The organism is Halomonas lysinitropha (assembly GCF_902500215.1).
Classification (GTDB): Bacteria; Pseudomonadota; Gammaproteobacteria; order Pseudomonadales; family Halomonadaceae; genus Halomonas; species Halomonas lysinitropha.
Genome location: NZ_CABVOU010000027.1, coordinates 191076 through 214567 on the forward strand (window position 1 = coordinate 191076; position 23492 = coordinate 214567).

The 23492-nt window shown below is 64.9% G+C and carries 19 protein-coding genes; 7 read left to right on the forward strand and 12 right to left on the reverse strand.

What is annotated here, in order from left to right; all coding sequences use genetic code 11:
* Positions 1-7 precede the first annotated feature (7 nt).
* The 5 genes from HALO32_RS05410 to dctP all read right to left on the reverse strand — a co-directional run bounded on the left by HALO32_RS05410 (position 8) and on the right by dctP (position 5834).
* Positions 8-1525, reverse strand: a complete 1518-nt coding sequence (locus HALO32_RS05410; RefSeq protein ID WP_151442757.1) for a malonate--CoA ligase — start codon at positions 1523-1525, stop codon at positions 8-10.
* Positions 1522-2889 carry a malonyl-CoA decarboxylase gene (locus tag HALO32_RS05415; RefSeq protein ID WP_151442758.1) on the reverse strand — a complete coding sequence of 456 codons (1368 nt, stop codon included), beginning with the start codon at positions 2887-2889 and terminating at the stop codon, positions 1522-1524. Before HALO32_RS05415 ends, HALO32_RS05410 begins: the two co-directional genes overlap by 4 nt.
* Positions 2890-2902: 13 nt before the next feature.
* Positions 2903-4237 (reverse strand): TRAP transporter large permease, encoded by a 1335-nt coding sequence (locus tag HALO32_RS05420; RefSeq protein WP_151442759.1) that lies wholly within the window; start codon positions 4235-4237, stop codon positions 2903-2905.
* 2 nt (positions 4238-4239) lie between these two features.
* Positions 4240-4758 (reverse strand): TRAP transporter small permease subunit, encoded by a 519-nt coding sequence (locus HALO32_RS05425; RefSeq protein WP_225809768.1) that lies wholly within the window; start codon positions 4756-4758, stop codon positions 4240-4242.
* A 74-nt stretch (positions 4759-4832) separates the two neighbouring features.
* A complete protein-coding gene (gene dctP, locus HALO32_RS05430) occupies positions 4833-5834 on the reverse strand; it encodes a TRAP transporter substrate-binding protein DctP (protein WP_151442760.1) in 1002 nt (333 codons plus the stop codon).
* A gap of 169 nt (positions 5835-6003) precedes the next feature.
* On the opposite strand from dctP, the gene HALO32_RS05435 reads away from it, so the two are divergent.
* Positions 6004-6675, forward strand: a complete 672-nt coding sequence (locus tag HALO32_RS05435; protein ID WP_151442761.1) for a GntR family transcriptional regulator — start codon at positions 6004-6006, stop codon at positions 6673-6675.
* A gap of 93 nt (positions 6676-6768) precedes the next feature.
* Here HALO32_RS05435 and HALO32_RS05440 read toward each other — a convergent pair whose 3' ends face one another.
* Positions 6769-7653: a DMT family transporter gene (locus HALO32_RS05440; RefSeq protein WP_151442762.1), complete on the reverse strand. Its 885-nt coding sequence runs from the start codon at positions 7651-7653 to the stop codon at positions 6769-6771.
* 107 nt (positions 7654-7760) lie between these two features.
* On the opposite strand from HALO32_RS05440, the gene HALO32_RS05445 reads away from it, so the two are divergent.
* The 6 genes from HALO32_RS05445 (at position 7761) to HALO32_RS05470 (ending at position 13515) form a co-directional block, all read left to right on the forward strand.
* Positions 7761-8633, forward strand: coding sequence for a LysR substrate-binding domain-containing protein (locus HALO32_RS05445; RefSeq protein WP_151442763.1), 873 nt, complete (start codon positions 7761-7763; stop codon positions 8631-8633).
* A 97-nt stretch (positions 8634-8730) separates the two neighbouring features.
* Positions 8731-10203 (forward strand): protein adenylyltransferase SelO, encoded by a 1473-nt coding sequence (locus HALO32_RS05450; protein ID WP_151442764.1) that lies wholly within the window; start codon positions 8731-8733, stop codon positions 10201-10203.
* A gap of 291 nt (positions 10204-10494) precedes the next feature.
* A complete protein-coding gene (locus HALO32_RS05455; protein ID WP_192576445.1) occupies positions 10495-11352 on the forward strand; it encodes an ABC transporter substrate-binding protein in 858 nt (285 codons plus the stop codon).
* 62 nt (positions 11353-11414) lie between these two features.
* The gene (locus HALO32_RS05460) at positions 11415-12083 is read left to right on the forward strand and encodes an amino acid ABC transporter permease (protein ID WP_151442766.1); all 669 of its coding nucleotides are present in this window, start codon (positions 11415-11417) and stop codon (positions 12081-12083) included.
* 19 nt (positions 12084-12102) lie between these two features.
* The gene (locus tag HALO32_RS05465) at positions 12103-12843 is read left to right on the forward strand and encodes an amino acid ABC transporter ATP-binding protein (RefSeq protein ID WP_151442767.1); all 741 of its coding nucleotides are present in this window, start codon (positions 12103-12105) and stop codon (positions 12841-12843) included.
* 3 nt (positions 12844-12846) lie between these two features.
* Complete coding sequence (locus HALO32_RS05470) at positions 12847-13515, forward strand: amino acid ABC transporter permease (RefSeq protein WP_151442768.1); 669 nt, start codon at positions 12847-12849, stop codon at positions 13513-13515.
* 103 nt (positions 13516-13618) lie between these two features.
* On the opposite strand, the gene HALO32_RS05475 is transcribed toward HALO32_RS05470, so the two are convergent.
* The 6 genes from HALO32_RS05475 to HALO32_RS05500 form a co-directional block, all read right to left on the reverse strand.
* Positions 13619-14011 carry a cupin domain-containing protein gene (locus tag HALO32_RS05475; RefSeq protein ID WP_151442769.1) on the reverse strand — a complete coding sequence of 131 codons (393 nt, stop codon included), beginning with the start codon at positions 14009-14011 and terminating at the stop codon, positions 13619-13621.
* A 101-nt stretch (positions 14012-14112) separates the two neighbouring features.
* Positions 14113-15024 (reverse strand): AraC family transcriptional regulator, encoded by a 912-nt coding sequence (locus tag HALO32_RS05480; RefSeq protein WP_151442770.1) that lies wholly within the window; start codon positions 15022-15024, stop codon positions 14113-14115.
* Positions 15025-15292: 268 nt separating this feature from the next.
* Entirely contained in the window at positions 15293-18598 is a 3306-nt protein-coding gene (locus tag HALO32_RS05485; protein ID WP_151442771.1) for an efflux RND transporter permease subunit, read from the reverse strand.
* Complete coding sequence (locus HALO32_RS05490) at positions 18595-19665, reverse strand: efflux RND transporter periplasmic adaptor subunit (protein WP_151442772.1); 1071 nt, start codon at positions 19663-19665, stop codon at positions 18595-18597. The genes HALO32_RS05485 and HALO32_RS05490 overlap by 4 nt, the downstream gene beginning before the upstream one ends.
* A 333-nt stretch (positions 19666-19998) precedes the next feature.
* Positions 19999-22182, reverse strand: coding sequence for a catalase/peroxidase HPI (katG, locus tag HALO32_RS05495; RefSeq protein ID WP_151442773.1), 2184 nt, complete (start codon positions 22180-22182; stop codon positions 19999-20001).
* A 172-nt stretch (positions 22183-22354) separates the two neighbouring features.
* Positions 22355-23329 (reverse strand): LysR family transcriptional regulator, encoded by a 975-nt coding sequence (locus tag HALO32_RS05500; protein WP_151442774.1) that lies wholly within the window; start codon positions 23327-23329, stop codon positions 22355-22357.
* Positions 23330-23492 lie beyond the last annotated feature (163 nt).

Below are 23492 nucleotides of genomic sequence, written 5' to 3' on the forward strand. Positions count from 1 at the left end.
GCGCTCCTCAGCGGTAGGTATCCTGGTACTGCTCGCGCAGCTGGTTCTTCTGCACCTTGCCCATGGTGTTGCGCGGCAGGCTGTCGGCGAAGAAGACGCGCTTGGGCTGCTTGTACTTGGCCAGCTGGCCCTGCAGGTGGTCGAGAACCTGTGCCTCGTCCAGGTTCGTTCCGGGCTCGGGCACCACCACGGCGGTAACGCCCTCGCCCAGGTCGGTGTGGGGCAGGCCGATCACCGCGGATTCGTGGACGCCCTCCAGCTCATCGATCACCTGCTCGACCTCCTTGGGATAGACGTTGTAGCCGCCGGAGATCACCAGGTCCTTGTCGCGGCCGACGATGTGGATGTAGCCGCGCTCATCGACCATCGCCAGGTCGCCGGTGACGAAGAAGCCGTCCTCGAGAAGCTCCTCGCGGGTCTTCTCGGGCATCCGCCAGTAGCCGACGAAGACGTTGGGCCCGCGGATCTCCAGCATGCCGATCTCGCCCTTCGGCACCGATTCATGGGTCTCGCGGTCGGTGATGCGGTACTCCACGCCGGGCAGCGGCATGCCCACGGTGCCGGCTCGGCGTTCACCGTCGTAGGGATTGGAGAGGTTCATGTTGGTCTCGGTCATGCCGTAGCGCTCGAGGATGGCATGGCCGGTCTTCTGCTCGAACGCCCGGTGGGTCTCGGCGGTCAGCGGCGCCGAGCCGGAGACGAACAGGCGCATGTTGGCGGTGATCTCCGGGGTCAGGCGCTCATCGGCCACCAGCCGCGTGTAGAAGGTCGGCACGCCCATCAGCACCGTGCCCCGCGGCATCTCCTCGAAGATCACGTCGGCGTCGAACTTCGGCAGGAACAGCATGCTGGCGCCGGCCATCAGGGTGACGTTGCAGGCCACGAAGAGGCCATGGGTGTGGAAGATCGGCAGGGCGTGGATCAGCCGGTCCTCCTCGCTGAAGCGCCACACCTCGGCCAGGGTGGCGGCGTTGGAGCCGAGGTTGCGGTGGGTGAGCATGGCGCCCTTGGAGCGCCCGGTGGTGCCCGAGGTGTAGAGAATCGCCGCCAGGTCGTTGTCGTCGCGCTCGATGATGTCGTCGCGGGGCGTGGCCCTCTCGGCCGCCTCCATCAGACTGCCATCGGCCGCCGTGCCCAGGGTGGCGACCTGCGGGCAGCCGGTATCGGCGGCGATGCTGCGCGCGTTCTCGGCATCCCCTGGCCGGCAGACGAACAGCGCCGGCTCGGCATCGGCGAGGAAATAGTGGATCTCCTCCCCGGTGTAGCCGGTGTTGAGCGGCAGGTAGACCCCGCCCACGCGCAGGGTGGCCAGGTAGAGCAGGATCGCCTCGGGGCTCTTCTCGACCTGCACCGCCACCCGGTCGCCCGGCGTCACGCCCAGCTCGATCAGGGCGCCGGCCAGCCGCGTGATGATGGCCAGGGCCTCGTCGTAACGATAGCCGCGGCCCTGGCGGGTGGTGATGAAGTCGGCGTCGCCGCGCTCGCGCATGCGTCGGGCGAAAGTGGCAAAGAGGTTCTGGTTCATTTGGCGGTTTCTCCCTTGGCCAGCTTCCTGGCCTTGCGGACGAGGTCTTTTACCCCACTCGACCGGGCCACGGTGGCGTTGGCGATGTAGTTTTCGTGGTTGCGCTCGATGTCATCGAGCACATAGAGATAGTTGACCATCAGGCCGGCGCCCTGCTTGAGGCCCTTGGCCGAGACGTCGCCCAGCCAGTTGATGCGGTGCAGCTCGGCGCCGTTGCCCAGGTGGAAGCGCGCCACCGGGTTGAGCGGCAGCCCCCGGGCGTTCTTCTCGTCGACCAGGTAGTGAGCGGCGAGCGGCTTGACCACGGCCTTGAGGCGCTTGGCCCGCTCGGGGTCCTCGTGCCAGCCGGGCGTCTGCATCTCAGCCAGGGTTTCTCGCACCGCTTCGGGCAGGGTTTCATCCTCACGCTGTTCGGCCAGCCATTGGGCGAAGCCGGGCATCGGCGAGAGGGTGACGAAGTGCTTGAGCTGGGGCAGCTCCTGCTTGAGCTCCTGGACGACCTGCTTGATCAGGAAGTTGCCGAAAGAGATACCGCGAAGGCCGGCCTGGCAGTTGCTGATACCGAAGAAGGCGGCAGTATCGGCCTCCTCGGGCTCCTCCACGCCACTGTCCTTTCCGGCACTCTCCCCGGACAGGATGGGCTGGATCTGGTCGGGTAGCCCCTTGTGCAGGGCCACCTCGACGAAGATCAGCGGGTCGTTGCCGACCGCCGGGTGGAAGAAGGCGAAGCAGCGCCGGTCCCGGGCATCGAGGCGACGGCGCAGGTCGTTCCAGTCGCGGATCTCGTGCACCGCCTCGTAGCGGATGATCTTCTCGAGTATCGAGGCCGGGGTGTCCCAGTCGATGCGCTTGAGCATCAGGAAACCGCGGTTGAACCAGGAGCCGAAGAGGTGGGCGAAGTCGGCATCGATGGCCGAGAGCTCGGGATGCTCGCGCAGCAGGCCTAGCAGGTCCACGCGCATCTGTACCAGCTCGACGGTGCCGCCGGTGGTCAGGTTGAGACGGCGGATCAGCTCCTGTCGGCGCGGTTCGCAGGCCTCGAACAGCACCTCCAGGCTGTCGTTGTCACGCTGCTCGGCATAGCGCGCGTAGGCCGCGTCGATCTCTGTCGGCTCGGCGGCGAAGTCGCTGGCCAGCCGCTCGAAGAAGCGCAGGCGCTCTTCCGGTCCCAGGCGCTGATACATGCCCAGGGCACGGCTGGCCAGGGCAATGCTCGAGGCTTCGCCGTCGCTCGCCAGCAGGCGCTGGCAGGCATCCAGCAGGCGGCGGTGATCCGGCGGCGACCCATCGCCCTGGCGGCGGCGCAACAGGGCGTCGCGATGAGTGATCGACTGGTACATCTCCTGCAGGAAGGTCATGTTCATGATGGCGACTCCTTCAGCCCATCAGCAGGTCGGGCAGCCACAGGGCCAGTCCCGGGAACAGGCAGAGCAGCACGATCCCCAGCACCATGCACAGCGCATAGGGCAGGCTGCCCATCAGCACGTTGCGCAGTGAGATGTCCGGCGCGATGCTGTTGATGATGAACAGGTTGAGGCCCACCGGCGGCGTGATCAGGCCGATCTCCAGGTTGATGGTCAGGATCACCGCGAACCAGTAGGGATCGAAGTTGGCCGAGAGGATGATCGGCAGCAGGATCGGTGCGGTCATCACGATGACCGCTACCGGCGGCAGGAAGAAGCCGGCGACCAGCAGGAAGACGTTGATCACTCCCATCAGCACCCAGCGGTTGACCTCCAGGTCGGCGATGGCGCCGGCCACGGTCTGGGTGATGAACAGCGACGACAGTGCATAGGCGAACACCTCGGCGGCGGCAATGATCAGCATGATCATCACGCTCTCGCGCAGCGAGTCGCGCATGATCAGCTTGATGGGCTTCACCTGCCACATGCGGTAGATGATGATGGCCAGCGCCAGGCACATGAAGGCGCCCACCCCGGCGGCCTCCGAGGGCGTCGCCACGCCGCCGTAGAGGGCAAAGAGGATTCCGAGCACCACGGCCAGGAAGGGCAGCACGCGTACCAGCGCCTTGAGGTTGGCATCGACATTCTGGCGGATCGTCTGCTTGACCTGCTCGCTATTGATAGCCATGGGATTGTCATAGCCGCCGGCCAGCTTGCAGGCGATCAGCGTCCAGACCATGAACAAGCCGGCGAGCATGAAACCCGGCACCACGCCGGCGATGAACAGGCGGCCGATCGAGGTCTCGGTGGAGATGCCGTAGATGATCATGGTCACCGAGGGCGGGATCAGGATGCCCAGGGTGCCGCCCGCGGCGATGCAGCCCGCGGCGACGCCGTCAGGATAGCCACGCTTGCGCATCTCGGGGATGCCCATCTTGCCGATGGCCGCGCAGGTGGCGGGTGACGAGCCGGAGAGGGCGGCGAAGATCGAGCAGGCGCCGATGTTGGAGATCGCAAGGCCGCCGGGCAGCTTGCCGAGCCAGAGGTCCAGCGAACGATAGAGGTCACGCCCGGTGGGCGAGGAGGCCACCGCGGCGCCCATCATGATGAACATGGGGATGGCCACGAAACCGAACTCGGCAATGCGGTCGAAGAAGGTCTCGCCGAAATAGGTCAGCTCCACGATGCCGCGGTCTGCGACCAGGGCGATCAGGGAAATGGCGCCCAGGGCGAAGGCGATCGGCGTGCCGATGGCCATCAACACGATCAGGCCGATGGCGACGAGAATGCCGGCAGTGACGGGATCCATGCTTATTCCTCCCCGCGCAGGATTTCGGCGACGTACTGCAGCGTCAGCAGGGTGATGCCGACGGCCATGGGCAACACGGCCGGCCACAGCGGCGGGTTCCATACGGAGCCGGTGGTCCATTCGCCATGCCAGGCCTCGGCGACATAGACCCAGGAGGCGTAGGCCAGGGCGGCACAGAAGCCGAGACCGACCAGGGAGGCAGCCAGACGCATCAGCTTGCGCGGCAGGCCCGACAGGGCGTCGGGCAGCACGGTAACGGCAACGTGGCCACCGGTCAGCAGGACATAGGGGCTGCCCATCAGCATCGCGGCGGTCACGGAAAACACCGTGAATTCGGTCTGCCAACTAGTGCTCTGCTCGAGGATGTAGCGGACGAACACCATCTGGCATACGACGACCACCCCGGCGACGAACAGCGCCGCGGCGAGGTAGGCGGTGGCGCAAGAGAGCCAGTCCATCAGGCGTATATAGCCGCCGACGAGCCCGCCGGGCGTCGTGGCGTCAGTGCGGGGGTGTTCCATGAGGCCCTCCGATGACGGGATGGCCGCCCCCCCAGGGGCGGCCGGTCAGGTTCGAACGGGTCGAAGCGTTGGCGTCATTCCACCGCGAGGGCGGCGTCGATCAGGGCCTGGCCGTTCTCGACGTTATCGGCGAAGTTCTTGTAGGAGCTCTGCTTGGCGATCTCCAGCCAGGCGTTGTAGTCCGCCTCGCTCATGCTGACCACCTCGACGCCGTTCTCCTCGAATACCTCGACCATCTGCTGATCCAGGTTCGCGGCCTCGTCGGCGAAGAACGCCTCGGCCTCCTGGCTGGCCGTCATCAGGGCCTCTTGCTGCTCCTCGTCGAGCCCCTGCCAGACCTGCTCGGAGATCAGGATCGGCTCGTACATGAACCACAGGGCGTGTTCCCCGGGGGCGGTCAGGCAGTCCACCTGCTCGTAGAGGCGATAGGAGACGAAGGACATGGAGGAGGTATTGGCGGCGTCCAGTACGCCGGTCTGCATGGCGGTATAGATCTCCGAGGAGGGCATCGAGGCGATCGAAGCGCCGGCGGCCTCCAGCATCTGCTCGAAGGCGGGGCCGGCGGCGCGGAAATTCTGCCCTTCCACGGTGTCCGGCGAGGTGATGCAGTTCAGGCTGGACGCGAACGCTCCCGAGAGCCAGGCGTCGGCCAGTACCCGGGCGCCGCCTTCCTGGATGACCTCCTTGATCATGTCCATGAACTCGGAGTCGTTCAGCCGCTGGGCGTGCTCGTGGTTGCGCACCAGGCCGGGCATCAGGGTGGCGGAGAATTCGGGATGGCGACCGCTGGCGTAGTCGAGGGGCAGCGCGGTGATGTCCAGGCGGCCGCGAGCCAGGGCGCCCCACTGCTCGCGTGCCTTGAACAGCGACTGGCCCGGGTAGACCTCGATCTCCAGCCCTACGTCGGCCTCGGCGACCTTGTCGGCCATCATCTGCACCATCTCGTCGCGCACATCGCCCTGTCCTCCGGGGAACTGGTGGGAGGCGCGCAGCACGGTCTGGGCGGAAGCGGTAGAGCTCACGGCGATGGCGGCCAGGGCCAGGCTCGCCACGATGGGGGTGAGTGAGGGTTTCATGGCATCTCCAGAGATATTGTTGTTGTGACATGTAATGTTCATCAGCGCAGCTGATATATACATCAATAGCCCTTTGGCTATACTAGCGTCAATTCGGGCGAGCTAGACAATGGTAGAAGTCCTGCCGTGTCCAGCGCCCGAGTGGCGCAGGGAAGGAGGGAGAAACCGCATGAAACGGTCCAACGCCCAGCGGCTCCGGGATGCCCTGGAGGACGACATCATCAACGGCCGCCGGGCACCTGGCGAGCGCCTCGATCCCGAGGCCCTGTGCCAGGATTTCGAGGTGTCTCGCACTCCGGTGCGCGAGGCCATCCAGCAGCTGGTAGCCAGTGGCCTGGTCACGGTGACGCCGAAGAAGGGCACCTTTGTCGCCCGGGTGGGCCTCGACCAGTTGATCGAGATGTTCGAGGTGATGGCGGAGCTGGAGGGCATGTGCGGACGGCTCGCCGCGCGTCGCATCAACGAGGAGGAACTGGTCACTCTGCGCGAGGCCCTGGCGCGCTGCGAGTCCGCGGAAGCCGCCGGCGACACCAACGAGTACTACTACGAGAACGAAGGCTTTCACAACGCCATCTATGCGGCCAGCCACAACGGCTTCCTGGCCGAGGAGGCGCGTCAGCTCAAGCAGCGCCTCAAGCCCTATCGCCGCTTGCAGCTGCAGGTCCGCAAGCGCATGGGCCGCTCCCTGGCCGAGCATCGCGATATCCTCGCGGCCATCGAACGCGGCGATGCCAATGAGGCCGAACACCTGCTGCGCGAACACGTCCTGATCCAGGGCGAGCGCTTCAGCGACTTCGTCTCCAGCGTACGTCGCTTCGGGGCCCGGCTGGACGCCGTCTGATGGAACCGATCAGGTGGCGTCCCGCCGGGCCCCACTCTGGCAGGACTCCCGGTGTTGCCGGATGAGGGCTCCTTCCCGGGAGTACCGCGGCGGTCAGTGCGAGGCCGTCATGCTACCGGCGAGTACCAGCACGGCCGCCACCGGCAGCCGCCAGTCCGGCGCCGTGACGCCGGCCAGCACCAGAAACAGAGTGGCGAGCACCGGCACGGCGTGGGCCAGATTGCCCAGCCGTCCTGCCTGCGGGTCGCGCATGGCACGATCCCAGGCGAGCATGGCGATGCCGTAGGGCCCCAGGCCCAGGGCCGCCGTGGCCAGCAGTTCCGCGGGCGAGGGCAGCTCGCTCACCCCCTCCAGTGCCAGGCTGGCAACGCCCGTCATGACGCTGGCGATCAGAAGCAGATGTGGCATGCGCTCGCCGAGACGATATCCCGGGATCTGGCAGGTCAGGGAGTAGAGCGCCCAGCACAGCGCCGCCACCAGCGCCTGCAGGTAGCCGCCCCAGGCGCCGGAGATTCCGCCCGTCAGGGCCTGGGGCGCGACCAGCAGGGCAGCGCCCGAGAACGCCAGCAAGGCACCGATCACCGTGGTGCGCGGCAGGCGGCGCAGCACCAGCCAGCGACTGGCCAGCAGGAAGAGCACTGGCCAGGAGTAGATGATCAGCGCCGCCTCGGCGACTGGCGCCAGGGAAAGGCTGGCGAAGCTGGCGCCCACTGCCCCGGCCATCAGCAGTGGAACGCCGAGGTGGACGACCACGCCATGGCCCCTCGAGAGCGCTTCCCCTGGGTACCGGTGGCCGCGGGCCATGGGCAAGGTGCCCAGGGCCCCGGCCAGCAGCGCCAGCGCCGAGAGGCGCAGCGGAGGCAGTTCCCCGGTGGCGCTCACCAGCAGGGGCACCAGCGCCCAGAGCACCACCGCGAGCCCGGCGGCGCCGGCGCCATGCCAAGGTAAGCGTGTGAGTCTGGATGTCTGGCTGTGCATGGTGATGACCTTCTTGCCCGGTGGGTGACGAGGCTATGCTAGGCGGTCCATAATCATCACGATAACGATCATTCTTGATCTCTTTCATCAAGGTTGGTGATGATTTGATGCGTGCCCCGACCCTGGACCTCGCCCTGCTGCGGACCCTGGTGGCCATCGCCGACACGGGCAGCGTCACTGCTGCCGCGAGGCGCCTGTCCTATACCCAGTCCACCATCAGCATGCAGCTGCAGCGGCTGGAGAGCGCGCTGGGTGTCTCCCTCCACGAGCGAGAAGGTCGTCGCCTGCGCTTCACCGCCGAGGGTGATCGCCTGCTGGGCCATGCCCGCCGGCTGCTGGCGCTCAATGACGAAGCCCTGGCCGACATGCGGGCGCGGCGGGTCACCGGCGAGCTGAACCTGGGGATCCCGGAGGATTACGCCAGCCTGCTCACTTCGGTATTCTCCTGGTTCCATCAGATCTATCCCGAGGTGCGGCTGCAGGTGACCTGCGGCACCAGCGCCCACCTGATGGAGCGGGTGCGTGCGGATGAGCTGGACCTGGCGCTGGTCACCCGCCAGCGAAACTCGCCGGGTGGCGAGATGATCCGTCGTGAGCCGCTGGCCTGGGCGGTGGGGCTGCAGCACCAGCCTGCGCTCTCCGACCCGTTGCCCCTGGGGCTCTACTCCCCGGGTGCCGACCTCTTCCGCGAAGTGGCCGAGCAGGCGCTGGCCGCCGCCGGCCGCGACTGGCGGGTGGCCTACATGAGCCAGTCCATGGTCGGTCTGGGCCCGGTGGTGCAGGCGGGGCTGGCCATCGTGGTGGTGACTCGCAGCATGTTGACGCCGCAACTGCGTGCGCTGGACGAGTCGAGCGGCCTGCCGCCGCTGCCCGCCGTGGAGCTGGCCCTGCATCGCGCCGCGCGGCGGCCCACCGAGCCGGCGCGGCGCCTGGCCGAACTGATTCGCGAGCAGCTTTCGCCGGCCGGCCTCCCCAGTTGAGGCCGAGAGGAGAGCGACAGGTCGAAAGCCGCAATCCCGAGCGTTATACTCGGGTATTCATCCTCAGGCCGGGTCACGGCCGTCGATCGGAGTCGCCATGTTTCCCGAGTTCACCCTTCGCTACGCTCGCCTCCCGGATCGGTTCTTCCTGCGCTTCGACCCCGTGCCGGTGAAGGCGCCGCGGCTGGTGGCCTTCAATCGGGCGCTGGCCGAGCAGCTGGGATTTGACCTGACCGCCTTCGACGAGCAGCAGGCCGCCGAATGGTTTGCCGGCAATACCGTGCCGGAAGGGGCCGTTCCGCTGGCGCAGGCCTATGCCGGCCACCAGTTTGGCCACTTCAATCCCCGCCTGGGCGACGGTCGGGCGGTGCTGCTCGGCGAGGTGACCGACCGCGAGGGCCACCTGCGTGATATCCAGCTCAAGGGTGCCGGCTGCACGCCCTTTTCCCGCGGCGCCGACGGCCGAGCCCCCCTGGGCCCGGTGCTGCGCGAGTACCTCATCAGCGAGGCGATGCACCTGCTGGGCGTGCCCACTACCCGGGCCCTGGCTGCGGTCACCACCGGTGAGCGCGTCTTCCGGCGTGTGCCGGAGCCCGGTGCCGTGCTGACCCGCGTTGCCGCCAGCCACCTGCGGGTGGGTACCTTCCAGTACTTCGCCGCCCGCGAGGACCTGGAGGCCGTGCGCACCCTGGCCGATCTGGCCATCGAGCGCCACTACCCTGAGCTTGCGAGTAGAGAAGAGAGCGAGCGCTATCTGGCGCTGGTGGAGGCGGTGCAGGCGCGGCAGGCGGCGCTGGTGGCCAAGTGGATGGGGCTGGGCTTCATCCACGGGGTGATGAACACCGACAACTGCAGCATCGCCGGCGAGACCATCGACTATGGCCCTTGTGCCTTCATGGAGGCCTATGATCCGGACACCCTGTTCAGCTCCATCGACGAGGGGGGTCGCTACGCCTATCGCAACCAGCCGTGGATCGCCCAGTGGAACCTGGCACGCTTCGCCGAGACACTATTGCCACTGATCGACGATGACCAGGAGCGCGCCGTGGACGGTGCCACCACGGTGATCAAGGCTTTCGAGGAGCAGTACGAGGCCGAATGGCTGGTGGTGATGCGTGAGAAGCTGGGGCTGGTGAAGCAGGAGGAGGGCGATCGTGCGCTGGTCGAGGCCTTCCTCGAGGCCCTGCAATCCGGCCGTGCCGACTTCACCCTGGCCTTCCGCCGCTTGAGCGAGGCGGTCGAGGAGGACGCTCCAACGCTGCTCGAGCTGTTCGAGACCCGGGAAGGTATCGAGGCCTGGCTGCCGCGCTGGCGCGAGCGGCTGGCCCGGGAGGAGGTCGGCCCGGAGGCGATCGCCGAGCGCTTGCGCACGGTCAACCCGCTCTACATTCCCCGCAACCACAAGGTGGAGGAGGCCCTCACCGCGGCTGCCGAGGACAACGATTTCACCCCCTTCGAAGCGCTGCGCGAAGTGCTGGCCGATCCCTTCACCGAGCAGCCCGGACGCGAGGCGTATGCCTTGCCGGCGCCACCCACCGCGGCCGTGTTCCGCACCTTCTGCGGGACCTGAACAGGCTTGCAGCAATAAGCGCCTCATCCGCCAGTCGAGACGATTCCTGCCGCTTGGCGGCACTCCATTCTTCCGAAAAATCTCTCACGCCATCCATTGCAGGTGTTCGATCGACCGTTCGGCAGGTCATTGTGCCAGGCGCCCGAGGGGGCACGTCTTCGTGGGCGTGGCCACATGAGTTCCCAGCATCAATGCCTTGGAGTGAATTCTCCCGTTGATTTGACAGTTGTGAAACGACGTACTGATATTGAGCTGGTGAAATAACAAAACCCACCAACAAGTGAGATGATCATGAAAGGAATAAAAGTACCGCTCCTGCCTGCCGCCCTGATGGGGGCCGTCATCATCGGCAGCGGAATGGCTACGACCGCCTCCGCACAGGATCCTTACACAGTCGGCGTTGAAGCTTCCTTCCCCCCTTGGGCCTATGTTGAAGGGGGGGAGTTCAAGGGGATTGCCATTGATGCCATGGAGGCGATCGCCGAGGAGAGAGGCATCGAGATAGAGTTCCAGGACATGCCGTTCCCATCGCTGATTCCGGCACTCGCGGCGGAGAAGATCGATATTCTTGCCACCGGCCTTACTGTCACTGAAGAGCGTAGCGAGAACATCGACTTCACCATCCCCTGGTGGGAAACCAACGACGTAGTGCTGGTGCCCGAAGATTCCGAACTCAACGTCTTTACCGCCGTTTGCTGTGGGGCCCGCGTGGGCGTGCAGGGCGGCTCTTCCCAGCAGGCCTGGATGGAAGAGAACGTGGTGAATTCCACGGATATTGATGTCGAGCTGGCCAAATACGACAATTACGTTACCGCAGTTGACGACATGGCGATCGGTCGTATCTCTTCTGTGATCGTTGACGATACCTCCGCGCAGGAGTACATAAACGCTGGCAAGCCAGTGAAGATGGCGGGCAAGATCTTTATCCGTGCACCGCTGGCGCTGGCGGTATCCAAGGATGACCCCCAGGAGATCCTCGGCGAACTGAACCAGGGCATACTGGCCATCTATGAATCCGGTGAATGGGGCGAGATTGTCAATGGATACATCCCGGGGGTTACTATCCCTGCGATTCCGGGGCACATGCCGAATTTTGTGGACACTTATCAAAAACCCGTCGCCGGTCTTCCCGAGCTAGGTAACGAATAATTCGCTACGACGTCGGGCGCCTTTCCTGAAGGTGGGGCGCTCGTCATGTCAGGGAATTCGGCATGGATATATACGATGTACTGTTACGCGATTTTCCCTTCCTGTTGAAGGGGCTAGGGGTGGCCATCGTGCTGTTGGCCGCCCTCCTCCTGATTGGCTTCGTGCTGGGAATGGCTATCTGCATGGTGCAGCTATATGGCCCAAGGACACGGTTCGTGCAGTGGCCACTGACGCTCTATGAGCGTGTCTTTCGCGGCGTTCCGATCATCATCATGTTGTTTATCTTTTTCTATGGCATGTCAGGTATTTTCGATATTTCGGCTTTCGGTGCTGCAATACTGGCCATGGGGTTGCGCTCGGCGGCCTATCAGTCCCAGATATTTCGTAGTGCCTTTCAGTCGGTACCAACCGGACAGATGATGGCTGCCCGGGCCATGGGCATGTCCAAGGTCAAGGCAATCCGCCATATTCTCTTTCCCCAGGCGGCGCGTCATGCTATCGGCCCCTGGACTAACGAGTTCTCCTCGGAAATCAAGGAGACCTCCCTGGCCTATGTCATCGGGGTGGTCGAGTTGACACGTCAGGCGCATTACATCATTACCAGTACCCAGGGCAACGTTTTGACGGTATTTGCCGTGGTGGCGCTGCTGTATTTCATCCTCAATCGGACAGGCAATAGCCTGCTGTATTCCCTTGAGCGCAAGCTGGCTGTGCCGGGGTTCGAGAAATGACGCAAGAGGAATGCCGATAATGGCCGACGATCTGATTCTGGACGTACAGGACGTGAAGAAGGCCTATGACGGCCTGGAGGTGCTCAAGGGTATCGGCTTCAGTCTAAGAAAGGGTGAGACCAAGGTGCTTATCGGACCCTCCGGTTCGGGCAAGAGTACCTTGTTGCGCTGTATCAATTACCTCACGGTGCCGGATGCGGGGCGCATCTACCTCAACGGCGAGGAGGTGCTGAACACCAACATCGATGCCATGCGGGCGCGTATGGGCTTCGTCTTCCAGGACTTCAACCTCTTCTCTCACTTGACGGTGCTCGATAACGTGCGCATCTGCCAGATCAAGGTCAACGGGACGGACAAGGAGAGCGCTACCCAGCGGGCGCATCGCGAACTGGAGCGGGTTGGCCTGGGTGACAAGGCCGACGCTTACCCGGCTGAGCTTTCCGGGGGCCAGCAGCAGCGTGTCTCCATCGCAAGGGCATTGGCAATGGACCCTGATATACTGCTGTTCGACGAGCCCACCTCGGCCCTGGACCCGGAATTGACCGGCGAGGTAGTGAGGGTGATGCAGCAACTGGCCGTCGAGGGCATGACCATGGTGGTGGTAACCCACGAGATGAGCTTCGCTCGCCAGGCTGCCGACGAGATTATCTTTATCGAGAAGGGCCACATCGTCGAACAAGGGCCACCAGAGGCCATGTTTACCGAGTCCACGCATGAGCGGACTCGGGCCTTCCTCAACGTCATCGCGGAGCACGGGTGAGCCATGCTGGAATTCATCGAGTTCGGCATCGAGTGGCTCCCCGAGCTTCTCAAGGGCGTGCCGGTTGCGTTGGCGCTTTGGGTGATCGCCATCACCCTGGGATTTTTCCTTGGACTCTTGCTTTGCTGGGCCCGAGTCTACGGCAACAGGCTCTTCTATTGGAGCAGCACCGTCTACGTGGAACTCTTTCGCGGTACGCCGATGCTGGTACAAATGTTCTTCATCTACCTGGGCCTGCCCCATGTGGGTATCGTGTTCGACGCCTTCACTGCCGCGGTGATCGCCATCACCCTTAACAGCGCGGCTTATCAGGCCGAGTACTTCCGCGGCTCGGTGTTGTCGGTACCGAAGGGCCAACTCGTGGCGGCGCGGGCCTGCGGCATGACCCAGTGGCAAGCGATTCGGCACATCATGGTGCCACAGGCGCTACGCCGGGTTATCCCGCAATGGTCGAATGAAGCGATCATTGAACTCAAGTTCACCTCCATTGCCTACACCATCGGCGTGGTTGAGATTACCTCCATCGCCTATGACATTGGCTCACGCACTCTTGATTTCTTCCTGGTCTTTCTCTGGGCAGGTCTGATCTATCTGGTGCTGACTTCCACGGTAGCGAGCCTGCTTGGCCTCCTCGAGCGGCGCACTTATGTTCCTGGGGTGACCAGCAAGTGATGCTTCAGGGAGACGTACGTAATCCTTTTGGCCAGGCAGAGTAGTGGCCGGGGGCATCATGTCTCGGCAATGACCCCGGCCATTCTCACCAGTGAGCTGCGATTCACTCGGGCTGGGAGACCATGATGGGCTCGTCTTCGGGGCCCACCTGGAAGACGATGAAGCTTGCGCCGTCGGAGCTCAGGGTGCGCGCCACCATGGGTCTGTCGGGCGGCTCCTGGAAGGCCTCGCCGGCGGAAACGCTCCTGGCTTCCTGGCCCTCGACATCGATCTCGATACTCCCCTCGGTCACGTAGACGAAGACGTGCCCGGGGTGGATATGGCGATCGGTTACCCAATCCTTGTCCACGTCGAAGCGGACGATGTTCGCCTCCATGCCCTCCATGCCCTCCAACGTCGTCTTCAGGATAGACGTCGTGTCCGCCTGGGCCGGGGAGAGGATGCTGGCGACAGCTAGTGTTGTGGCGCCACCCAGGGTCATCAGTGTCTGGTTCATGGTGTCATACCTCCATTCAGACGGGATCACCTCTTTGCCTTGCCTTGCCTTGCCTTGCCGCGATGCAGGGCATCATCGAGCCCTTCAGCGGTGCAGCTAGCCTAGGCCGAAGGCGCGGGAGCGGTCTTGAAGAAACCTGACCTTGCCCCGGCCGGTGACACGGGCAGGAAGTGCCCAAGGCACTGATGGCGGTAGGTTGCCGGCGTACATCCCGCCAGGGCATGGAACTCCCGGGTCAGGTGGCTCTGGTCGCAGTAGTGGCACTCCAGCGCCACGGCCGCCAGTGCCTCTTCCGGCGACTGGTCGATGCAAGCAAGAGCTCGGGCGAGCCTCAGGTAGCGAGCGGCTGCCTTGGGTGTCATGCCAGTATAGTGCTGGAAGGAGTGCACGAAGTGGCGGTGGCTCCAGCCCAGGGCGCTGACGAGCTCGGAGACCGGCATGGCGCCCCCAGACTGTTCCAGGCAGTGCCAGGCCCAGCGGATTTCATCACGCACCTGCCAGGGTTGCCGATCCAGGTGCCGGGTCAGCGTTGTCTCCAGCAAGGCGAATCGTTGTTCCCAGGAGGCAGCCACAATGAGTTGTTCGGTAAGCCGATTCACCATGTCGCCGAGAAAAGCCTCGAGTGGTATTACCTGGCCATCGAGCCCTTGAGTCCTGCCCCCGAACAGCTCGTAGGCCGTGCAAGGAGAGAGGAGTATCTCGAAGCAGGTGCGCTCTCCGTCATGCCGGGTGATCAGCGGCGGATGGTCTGGACCGACCAGGAAGGAGTCGTAGGTGCCTTCCGTATCCGGTGTGGTCAAGGTGGTGATGTGGATGGGGTTGCCGAAGCCGATGACCAGGGCGACATGACCCCTCGGAGGTTCCAGAAGCTGGACGGGACTTGTCAGGCGCACAGCGAACGCCTGGAGCCTCCCGATGCGCTCGTTCAGGCGAACACCGGGAGAATAACGACGGCATTGCCAGCCGGCCTCACTCGTGGCCGGGGGTAACGGTTCTCCTGCGGCATGGGCCATGTTCGACTCTCCTCGCACACGGAGGCCCGTGGGCTGGAGGTGTCCTGTGGGCGTGGTTGCTTACAACCAGTTGTGGTCCACCTATGAGAGGCTGTCAAAGACAGAAAGGGGGGAACCTGCACCGGCATGAATTCGGGCCCGGAACCGAGCGATCCAGGGTACCGACAGGGAACAGACAAGAAGACGCCCGGGCGTTGCTTTTTTTCATTCTCCGGGTGCGCCGACCCTCGAGATCGGTCCATCGGCGCGCGTGCCGCTCCCCGTCCCCTCATGGCGACGCGCGGCTTTCCCCGGCGCGCTCCTTGACATAGTAGAGAAGCGGCACCACCAGCAGCGTCAGCATGGTGGAGGCGGCAAGTCCGAAGACCAGCGAGATGGCCAGGCCGTTGAAGATGGGGTCGGCCAGGATGAAGAAGGCGCCGAGCATGGCCGAGACGGCCGTGAGGGCGATGGGCTTGAGGCGCACGGCACCGGCAAGCACCACGGCGTCCTCGAGGGCGACACCCTCGTCGCGCAGCTGGCGAATGAAGACCACGAGCAGGATGGAGTTGCGCACGATGATGCCGGCCAGGGCGATCATGCCGATCATGCTGGTGGCGGTGAACTCCCGACCGAGCAGGGCATGACCCGGCAGGATGCCGATGAGCGTCAGGGGAATGGGCGCCATGACCAGCAACGGCAGGGTGTAGGAGCGGAACTGGGCCACCAGCAGCACGAATATCATGAAGACCCCCACGCTGTAGGCCAGGCCCATGTCGCGGAAGGTCTCGTAGGTGATCTGCCATTCACCGTCCCACTTGAGACTCGGCTCGCTCGGCATCACCGGCTGCTCGATGAAGGACTGCGCCGGCGGCACATCCAGGCGGGAAAGATGGTCCACCGTCCTGAACATGCCGTAGAGGGGCGAGTCGATCTCGCCTGCCATGTCCGCGGTGACGTAGGTCACCGGCAGGAGGTCCTTGTGGTAGCGCACCCCCTCCCAGTCGGTCTCCCGTATCTCGGCGATGCTGGCCAGCGGCACCCGGGTGCCGTCGCGGCTGCGCACGGCAAGGGACAGCAGCCGGGCCGGCTGCGCCTTGTCGCCCTCCTCGAGGATCAGGCGAATGGGCACCGGATACTTGGCCTGCTCATCGTGCAGGTAGCTGGCCGCGCTGCCCTCGAGGCTGGTCTGAAGGGCCATGACCACCTGGGCCTGGGAGACCCCCAGACGTGCCGCCCGGTCGCGGTCGACCACCACCTCCCACTTGGTGGTGGGGGCGTGCAGCGTGGTGTCGATGTCGACCAGGCCCTGTACCTCATGCATCTGGTCGGCCACCCGGCGTGCCAGGGTGGCGCGGCGTTCGGGCGTCACGGCATAGACTTCCGCGACGACCGGTGAGAGAACGGGTGGGCCCGGCGGCACCTCGACGATCTTCACCCGGGCGTCGTGACGCTCACCGATCGCCTGGAGGGGGGCGCGCAGGGCAAGGGCAATGGCGTGGGAGCTGCGATTGCGCGCCTGCTTGTCGGCAAGGTTGATCTGGATGTCGCCCTGATAGGGCGCCTCGCGCAGGTAGTACTGGCGCACCAGGCCGTTGAAGTTGATCGGCGAGGCGGTGCCGGCATAGCTCTGCCAGTGGTCGATCTCGGATACGCTCTCCAGGTGGCGGCCCATGTCCAGAAGCACCCGCTGGGTCTGTTCCATGGGGGTGTGCTCGGGCATGTCCACCACGATCTGCAGTTCGGACTTGTTGTCGAACGGCAGCATCTTGAGGATCACCAGCTGGAACAGCGGAAGCGAGACGGCGCCCAGCAGCAGCCCCAGCAGGGTAAGGCCCAGCAGGCGCCGTCGCCAGGGGTGCTGGCCGAGGAAGGGGCCGAGCAGGCGCTCGAAAAGGTGCTTGATGCGCGGGTTCACTCCTTCGGCAGAGTGGCCGTTTTTCGATGTGTCCTGATCCTTCGTGGCCTCCTCTGTCGCATCCTCGTCCTTTGCGTCCTGATGCGTCGTTTCCTGGCCTTGCGTGCCTCGCTTCCTGGCCAGCAAGCGCATGGCCAGCCAGGGCGCGACCACGAAGGCCACCAGCTGGGAGATGACCATGCCCGCGGAGGCGTTGATGGGGATGGGGCGCATGTAGGGTCCCATCAGGCCGCTGACGAAGGCCATGGGGATGAGGGCCGCCATGATGGTCAGGCTGGCCATGATGGTGGGGGTGCCGACCTCGTCCACGGCCAGCGGGATGAGGTGCCGGGCCGAGCCCCGGCCGTTGGCCAGGCGCCGGTGGATGTTCTCGGTGATGACGATGCCGTCATCCACCAGGATACCGATGGAGAAGATCAACGCGAACAGCGAGACCCGGTTGAGCGTGAAGCCCCAGGCCCAGGAGAACACCAGGGTCAACAGCAGTGTGATCAATACTGCCGAACCGACGATCAGGGCCTGTCGCCAGCCCATGGCGGCAAGCACCAGCAGCATCACCGCCAGGGTGGCCGTGACCAGGTCACGGATCAGTGTCTGCGTCTTGTCGGTGGCCGTCTTGCCGTAGTCGCGGGTGACGACCACCTCGATGCCCGGCGGCAGGAGGCGGTTGGTCAGCGCGTCGAGACGTGAGGCGATGGCCGTGGTGATATCGATCGCGTTCTCGCCGGTCTTCTTGGCGATGGCAAGGGTCACGGCCGGATAGAGCTTGCCGGGCTCGGCGCCGGGCCGGTCCGCGTCTCCCGCCGGGCCGAAGCCCATCATCACGCCCTGGTCGGGGACGGTGCCGCCGCGACGGATATCGGCGACATCAGATAGGCGGACGGCGGCATCCCCGTGCATGCCCACCACCAGGCGGCGTACGTCGGCCACCTCCTCGAGCAGGGTGCCGGCCTGGATCGGAAGCGACAGGCCATCCCGCGTCACACGTGTCTCGCGGCTGCTGGTGTTGGCAGCGGCCAGGGCGTTCTGCAGGTCGTCCAGGGTCAGGCCGACGCCGTTCAACCGGGCCGGGTCGAGGCGCACATCTACCCGGTCGGCGATGCCGCCGATGGTATACACATCCCGGGTGCCCGGAATGCGCTTGAGGGCTACCTCGAGCAGGTGAGCCAGGCGAGTGAGTTCTTCGCCGCCATGGCGTTCATCGGGATCGAACAGTGTCAGGGTCATGACCGGCACGTCGTCGATGCCGCGGGGCTTCACCAGGGGCTGGCGAGTGCCCAGATCCGGGGGTAACCAGTCCTGATTCGAGTAGACCTGGTTGTAGGTCCTGATCAGGGCTTCCTGCCGAGGCAGGCCCACTTCGTACTCCAGGGTGATCACGGCCTGGCCCGGCCGCGAGACCGAGTAGACATGCTCGATGCCCTTGATCTCGCTTAGCACCTGCTCGGCCGGTGTGGCAATCAGGCTTTCCACTTCCGACACCCCGGCGCCGGGGAAGGCCACCATGATGTCCACTATGGTGACCTCGATCTGGGGCTCCTCCTCCTTGGGCGTGATGATGATGATGATCAGGCCCATCAGGATGGCAATTCCCGCGAGAAGCGGGGTCAGCTTCGAGTCCTGGAAGATCCGGGCAATGGCACCCGAGGGACCGACGGCGGGAGAGCGCTCCTTCATCGGTCGCGGTACCCTTCCGTGCCGGGAGACGTCGCATGTTCAAGGTTCGCCATGGCGTCGGGGTTGGCCAAGATGCGTTCGCCGGCCTCGAGGCCGGCCAGCACCTCGAGTCGTCCGTCCCTCTCGATACCCACCCGCACCTGGCGCAACCGCGGCCGATCCTCGTCATCGAGCACGAAGACGGCGCGCAGCTCGCTTCGTCGGATCAGGCTCTCGGCGGGAATCCAGATGGCCTCGCGGCGCGATACCACCACGGCCACCTTGGCCAGCATGCCCGGCAGGACCTCCGGTCCCGGTGACGCGAGGCGAAGCCGCAGGCGAACGGTATCACTCGCCGGATCGGCTCGGGGATAGAGGGTGAGCGCACCGGTCTCGAGGGGCTGTCCCTCCGGAAGGCTGACCCGGATGTCGGGTGTTTCGCGCACCTGCGCCAGGTAGCGGCGGGGCAGGGCAGCCTCCACCCGAAGCGGGGCCAGGGCCAGCATGTCGAAGAGTGGCTGCCCCGGGCGCACGGCTTCGCCCGGCTCCACGTGACGGCGGGTGAAGACGCCATCCCTTTCTGCGCGCACCCGGCTGTAGGTCAACTGCTGCTCGGCTTCGGACACGCCGGCAAGGCCTTGCTCTCGGCGTGCTCTGGCGGCATCCAGTCGGTTGCTGGCCTGGTCGAAGGCCTGCTCCGAGGCGAGATTCTGATCACGGATGGCCCGAATGCGCTCGAAACGCTGTCGGGCATCCACGAGGTCGGCTTCTGCTTGCTCGAGGCGGGCCCGGGCCTGCTCCAGGCGTGCGCGCTGCTCGCTGTCTTCCAGGCGCAGGATGTCGGTGCCGGCGGTGATGCTGTCGCCTACCTCGAAGGGCAGCTCGACCACTCGACCGCTGGTCTGGGCCGAGACGGTGCTGTGTTCGACGGCTTCCACCAGGCCATCGAGCACCAGCGTCTCGGCCAGCGTATCGCGTTTGACAACGGCCGTGTGCAGCCCGTCATCAGCGGGGCTGGACTGGGCCGCTACGAGGGCCGGAACCAGGACCAGCGTCAGGGCGAGCAGCAGCCGGAAACGACGCGTCATGGGCGGGTCCTCCGCTATTGCGTATAAGCATATAGCCTATAGCTAAACCGCACCGGTTGCTGCCACTGTCCGGTCTCCCGCGTAGCGGGCTTGGAATAACTTGATCTGCATCAGTTCGACGGGAGTCGATTCGCGCCTCGAGGGAGGCGAAAGGGGAGAGTGTGGCGCCCGTTCCGGTAGAAAATGGGCGGCGTGCCCGCCGTAACGGCGGCCTTTTGCTGTTACCGGACGCGACATCGCAGGAAGGCGAAAGCAAAAAAGGGCCGGGAATGATCCCGGCCCCTTGTCCTGATAGCCGGGCTTGCCGCCCGGCCTCGTGGCACGCTTACCGCCTCATGATTTCTGGAGCTTTTCCAGGTCGAAGCGGTCGGCGTTCATCACCTTGGTCCAGGCCTTGACGAAGTCCTTGACGAACTTCGCCTGGTTGTCGTCCTGGGCGTAGACCTCGGCATAGGAGCGCAGGATGGAGTTGGAGCCGAACACCAGATCGATGCGGCTGGCCGTCCACTTCACCTGGTCGCTCTTGCGGTCGCGAATCTCGTAGAGATTGTTGCCCGCCGGCTTCCAGGCGTTGTTCATGTCGGTCAGGTTGACGAAGAAGTCGTTGGTCAGCTGACCCTCGTGCTCGGTGAACACGCCATGCTTGCTGCCGCCGTGGTTGGTGCCGAGCATGCGCATGCCGCCGACCAGCACGGTCATCTCCGGGGCGGTCAGCCCCATCAGCTGGGCGCGGTCGAGCAGCATCTCCTCCGGCTTGACCACATAGTCCTTCTTCAGCCAGTTGCGGAAGCCATCGGCCAGCGGCTCGAGCGGCTCGAACGACTCGGCGTCGGTCATCTCGTCGGAGGCGTCGCCACGGCCCGGCGAGAAGGGTACCAGGACATCGTGACCGGCGGCCTTCGCCGCCTGCTCGATGCCCACGCTGCCACCCAGCACGATCACGTCGGCCACGCTGGCGCCGCTGTCGGCGGCGATCTTCTCGTAGGCCTTCAACACCCTGGACAGGCGATCCGGCTCGTTGCCTTCCCAGTCCTTCTGCGGGGTCAGGCGGATGCGCGCCCCATTGGCACCGCCGCGCATGTCGGAACCGCGGAAGGTGCGGGCGCTGTCCCAGGCGGTGCTGACCATCTCGCCGATGGACAGACCGCTCTCGGCGATCATCTCCTTGACGGCTTCGACGGAGTAGTTGGTGTTGCCGGCCGGCACCGGGTCCTGCCAGATCAGATCCTCGGCCGGCACTTCCGGACCGATGTAGCGGGGCTTCGGGCCCATGTCGCGATGGGTCAGCTTGAACCAGGCGCGGGCGAAACAGTCCTTGAAGTATTCCGGATCCTTCATGAACTTCTCGCAGATGGCCCGGTACGTCGGGTCCACCTTCATTGCCATGTCCGCGTCGGTCATCATCGGATTGCGGCGAACGGAGGGGTCGCTGGTATCGACCGGCTTGTCCTCTTCCTTGATGTCGACGGGCTCCCACTGGTTGGCACCGGCGGGGCTCTTCGTGAGCTCCCACTCGTAGCCGAACAGCATGTCGAAGTAGCCCATGTCGAACTCGAGGGGGTTCTTGGTCCAGGCACCCTCAAGGCCCGAGGTGATGGCGTTGGTGGCCTTGCCCTGCAGGTTCGGGTTGAGCCAGCCGAAGCCCTGCGCTTCGACGTCGGCGGCTTCCGGCTCGGGCCCAAGGGCTTCGGCGTCGCCGTTGCCGTGGGTCTTGCCGACCGTATGGCCGCCGGCGGTCAACGCCGCGGTCTCCTCATCGTTCATGGCCATGCGAGCGAACGTCTCGCGAACCTGCTCGGCGCTCTTCTGCGGATCGGGCTGGCCGTTGACGCCCTCGGGGTTAACGTAGATTAGGCCCATCTGGACTGCGGCCAGCGGGTTCTCCATGGTGTCGGGCTTCTCGACACTGTCATAGCGCTCGTCGGACGGCGCCAGCCACTCCTTCTCGGCCCCCCAGTAGATGTCCTTCTCGGGGTGCCAGATGTCTTCGCGGCCGAACGAGAAACCGAACGTCTTGAAGCCCATGGATTCATAGGCCACGTTGCCGGCGAGGATGATCAGGTCGGCCCAGCTGATCTTGTTGCCGTACTTCTTCTTGATCGGCCAGAGCAGGCGCCGCGCCTTGTCGAGGTTGCCGTTATCCGGCCAGGAGTTAATGGGCGCGAAGCGCTGGTTGCCCGTGCCGCCGCCGCCGCGTCCGTCGGCGATGCGGTAGGTGCCTGCCGCGTGCCAGGCCATGCGGATCATCAGGCCGCCGTAGTGGCCCCAGTCGGCCGGCCACCACTCCTGGCTCTCGGTCATCAGGGCGTGCATGTCCTTGTTGAGCGCGTCGAAATCGAGCTTCTTGACCTCCTCGCGATAGTCGAAGTCCTCGCCCATCGGGTCGGTCTTGTGATCGTGCTGATGAAGGATGTCCAGATTCAGGGACTCCGGCCACCAATCGGTGTTGGAATGACCGCTTGCGGTCTGGCCTCCATGCATCACCGGGCACTTGCCGGCACTCTGCTGATCACCCATTTCACTCTCCAATCTGGCTGTGTTGTTGGAACTGCTACCTGTATATAGACGATGGCAGTCCTGCGGGACAATGAGTCCGGTCAACCATGCGTCACCAGGTCTCGTGACGACCGGATTTCACTGCCCTGTCCCTCCAACTTACGCTCCGATAGTCCATCAGCTCAATGTGACATTACCGACCATCCCGATAGCTATTCTGTATTGGAGGCGGGGCCGGCACTATCAGGGTACGTGTCTCGCCCATCAGAAAGGGGCGGTTGGCCTCCAGGGCTTCGCGCAGGAAGTCCCAAAGCAGGCGTACCCTGGCCAGACGGCGCTGCTCCTGGCGGGCGGTGATCCAGAACTGCCGGTCGATCGCCACCTCGTCGGCGAGCACGTTCACCAGCGTTTCCGAGGCGCTGGCCATGAAGCAGGGCAGCACCGCAAGCCCTGCCCCGTGGAGGCAGGCGGCATGCTGGGTGGTGACGCTGGTGCTGCGCATGGCGAAGTGTGGCCCGGGATGGCCCACTACGGCGGGATCGAGCAGCGGCTCCAGGTAGCTGAGCTGCTCGCTGAAGATCAGGTCATCCACATAGCCCACCAGTCGGTGGGCGCCCAGCTCGGCGAGTCGCTCCGGCATGCCATGGCGGGCCAGGTACCCGTCGCTGCCGTAGAGCCGCAGCCGATAGTCGCACAGTCGCGAGATCACCAGGCCGGGGCTCACCGGCCGCTCCACGGTGATGGCCAGGTCCGCCTCGTGGCGGCTCAGGTTGACCACCCGCGGCAGGGCGAGCAGGTCCAGGGTGACGCCCGGGTGGCGCTCACAGAAGGCCGAGAGCAGCGGGGCGATCACCCAGGTACCGAAGCCCTCGGTGACGCCCAGCCGGATCTGGCCGCTGATCTGGTGATCCTTGTCGGTAAGGCTCTCACCGGCCTCGAAGGCGTGGCGGGCCATCTCCTCGGCGTGGGCGAGAAGCTGCTGGCCGGCCTCGGTGAGTTGGTAGCCGTGGGTGCTGCGCTCGAACAGCTGGGTATTGAGCGCCTGTTCGAAGCGCCGTGTGCGCCGCGACAGGGTGGAGTGGTCCAGGCCCAGGCGGCGGGCAGCATCGGTGAGGCGCTCGCTGCGCGCCACCTCAAGGAAGATCTGGATGTCCTGCCAGTCAAGCATGGAGGTCCTCGCTGCTCGTGGTTTGTGCCCGAGCCCTGGCCATCGAAGTGTTGTGCATTAACGCACAAACAATGTGCCCGAGTACCCGTTGTCACGCTATCCGACGTGCGGATAGACTCATTATCATGATCTTCCGTGTATTTATACACACAAAGTCTAATGC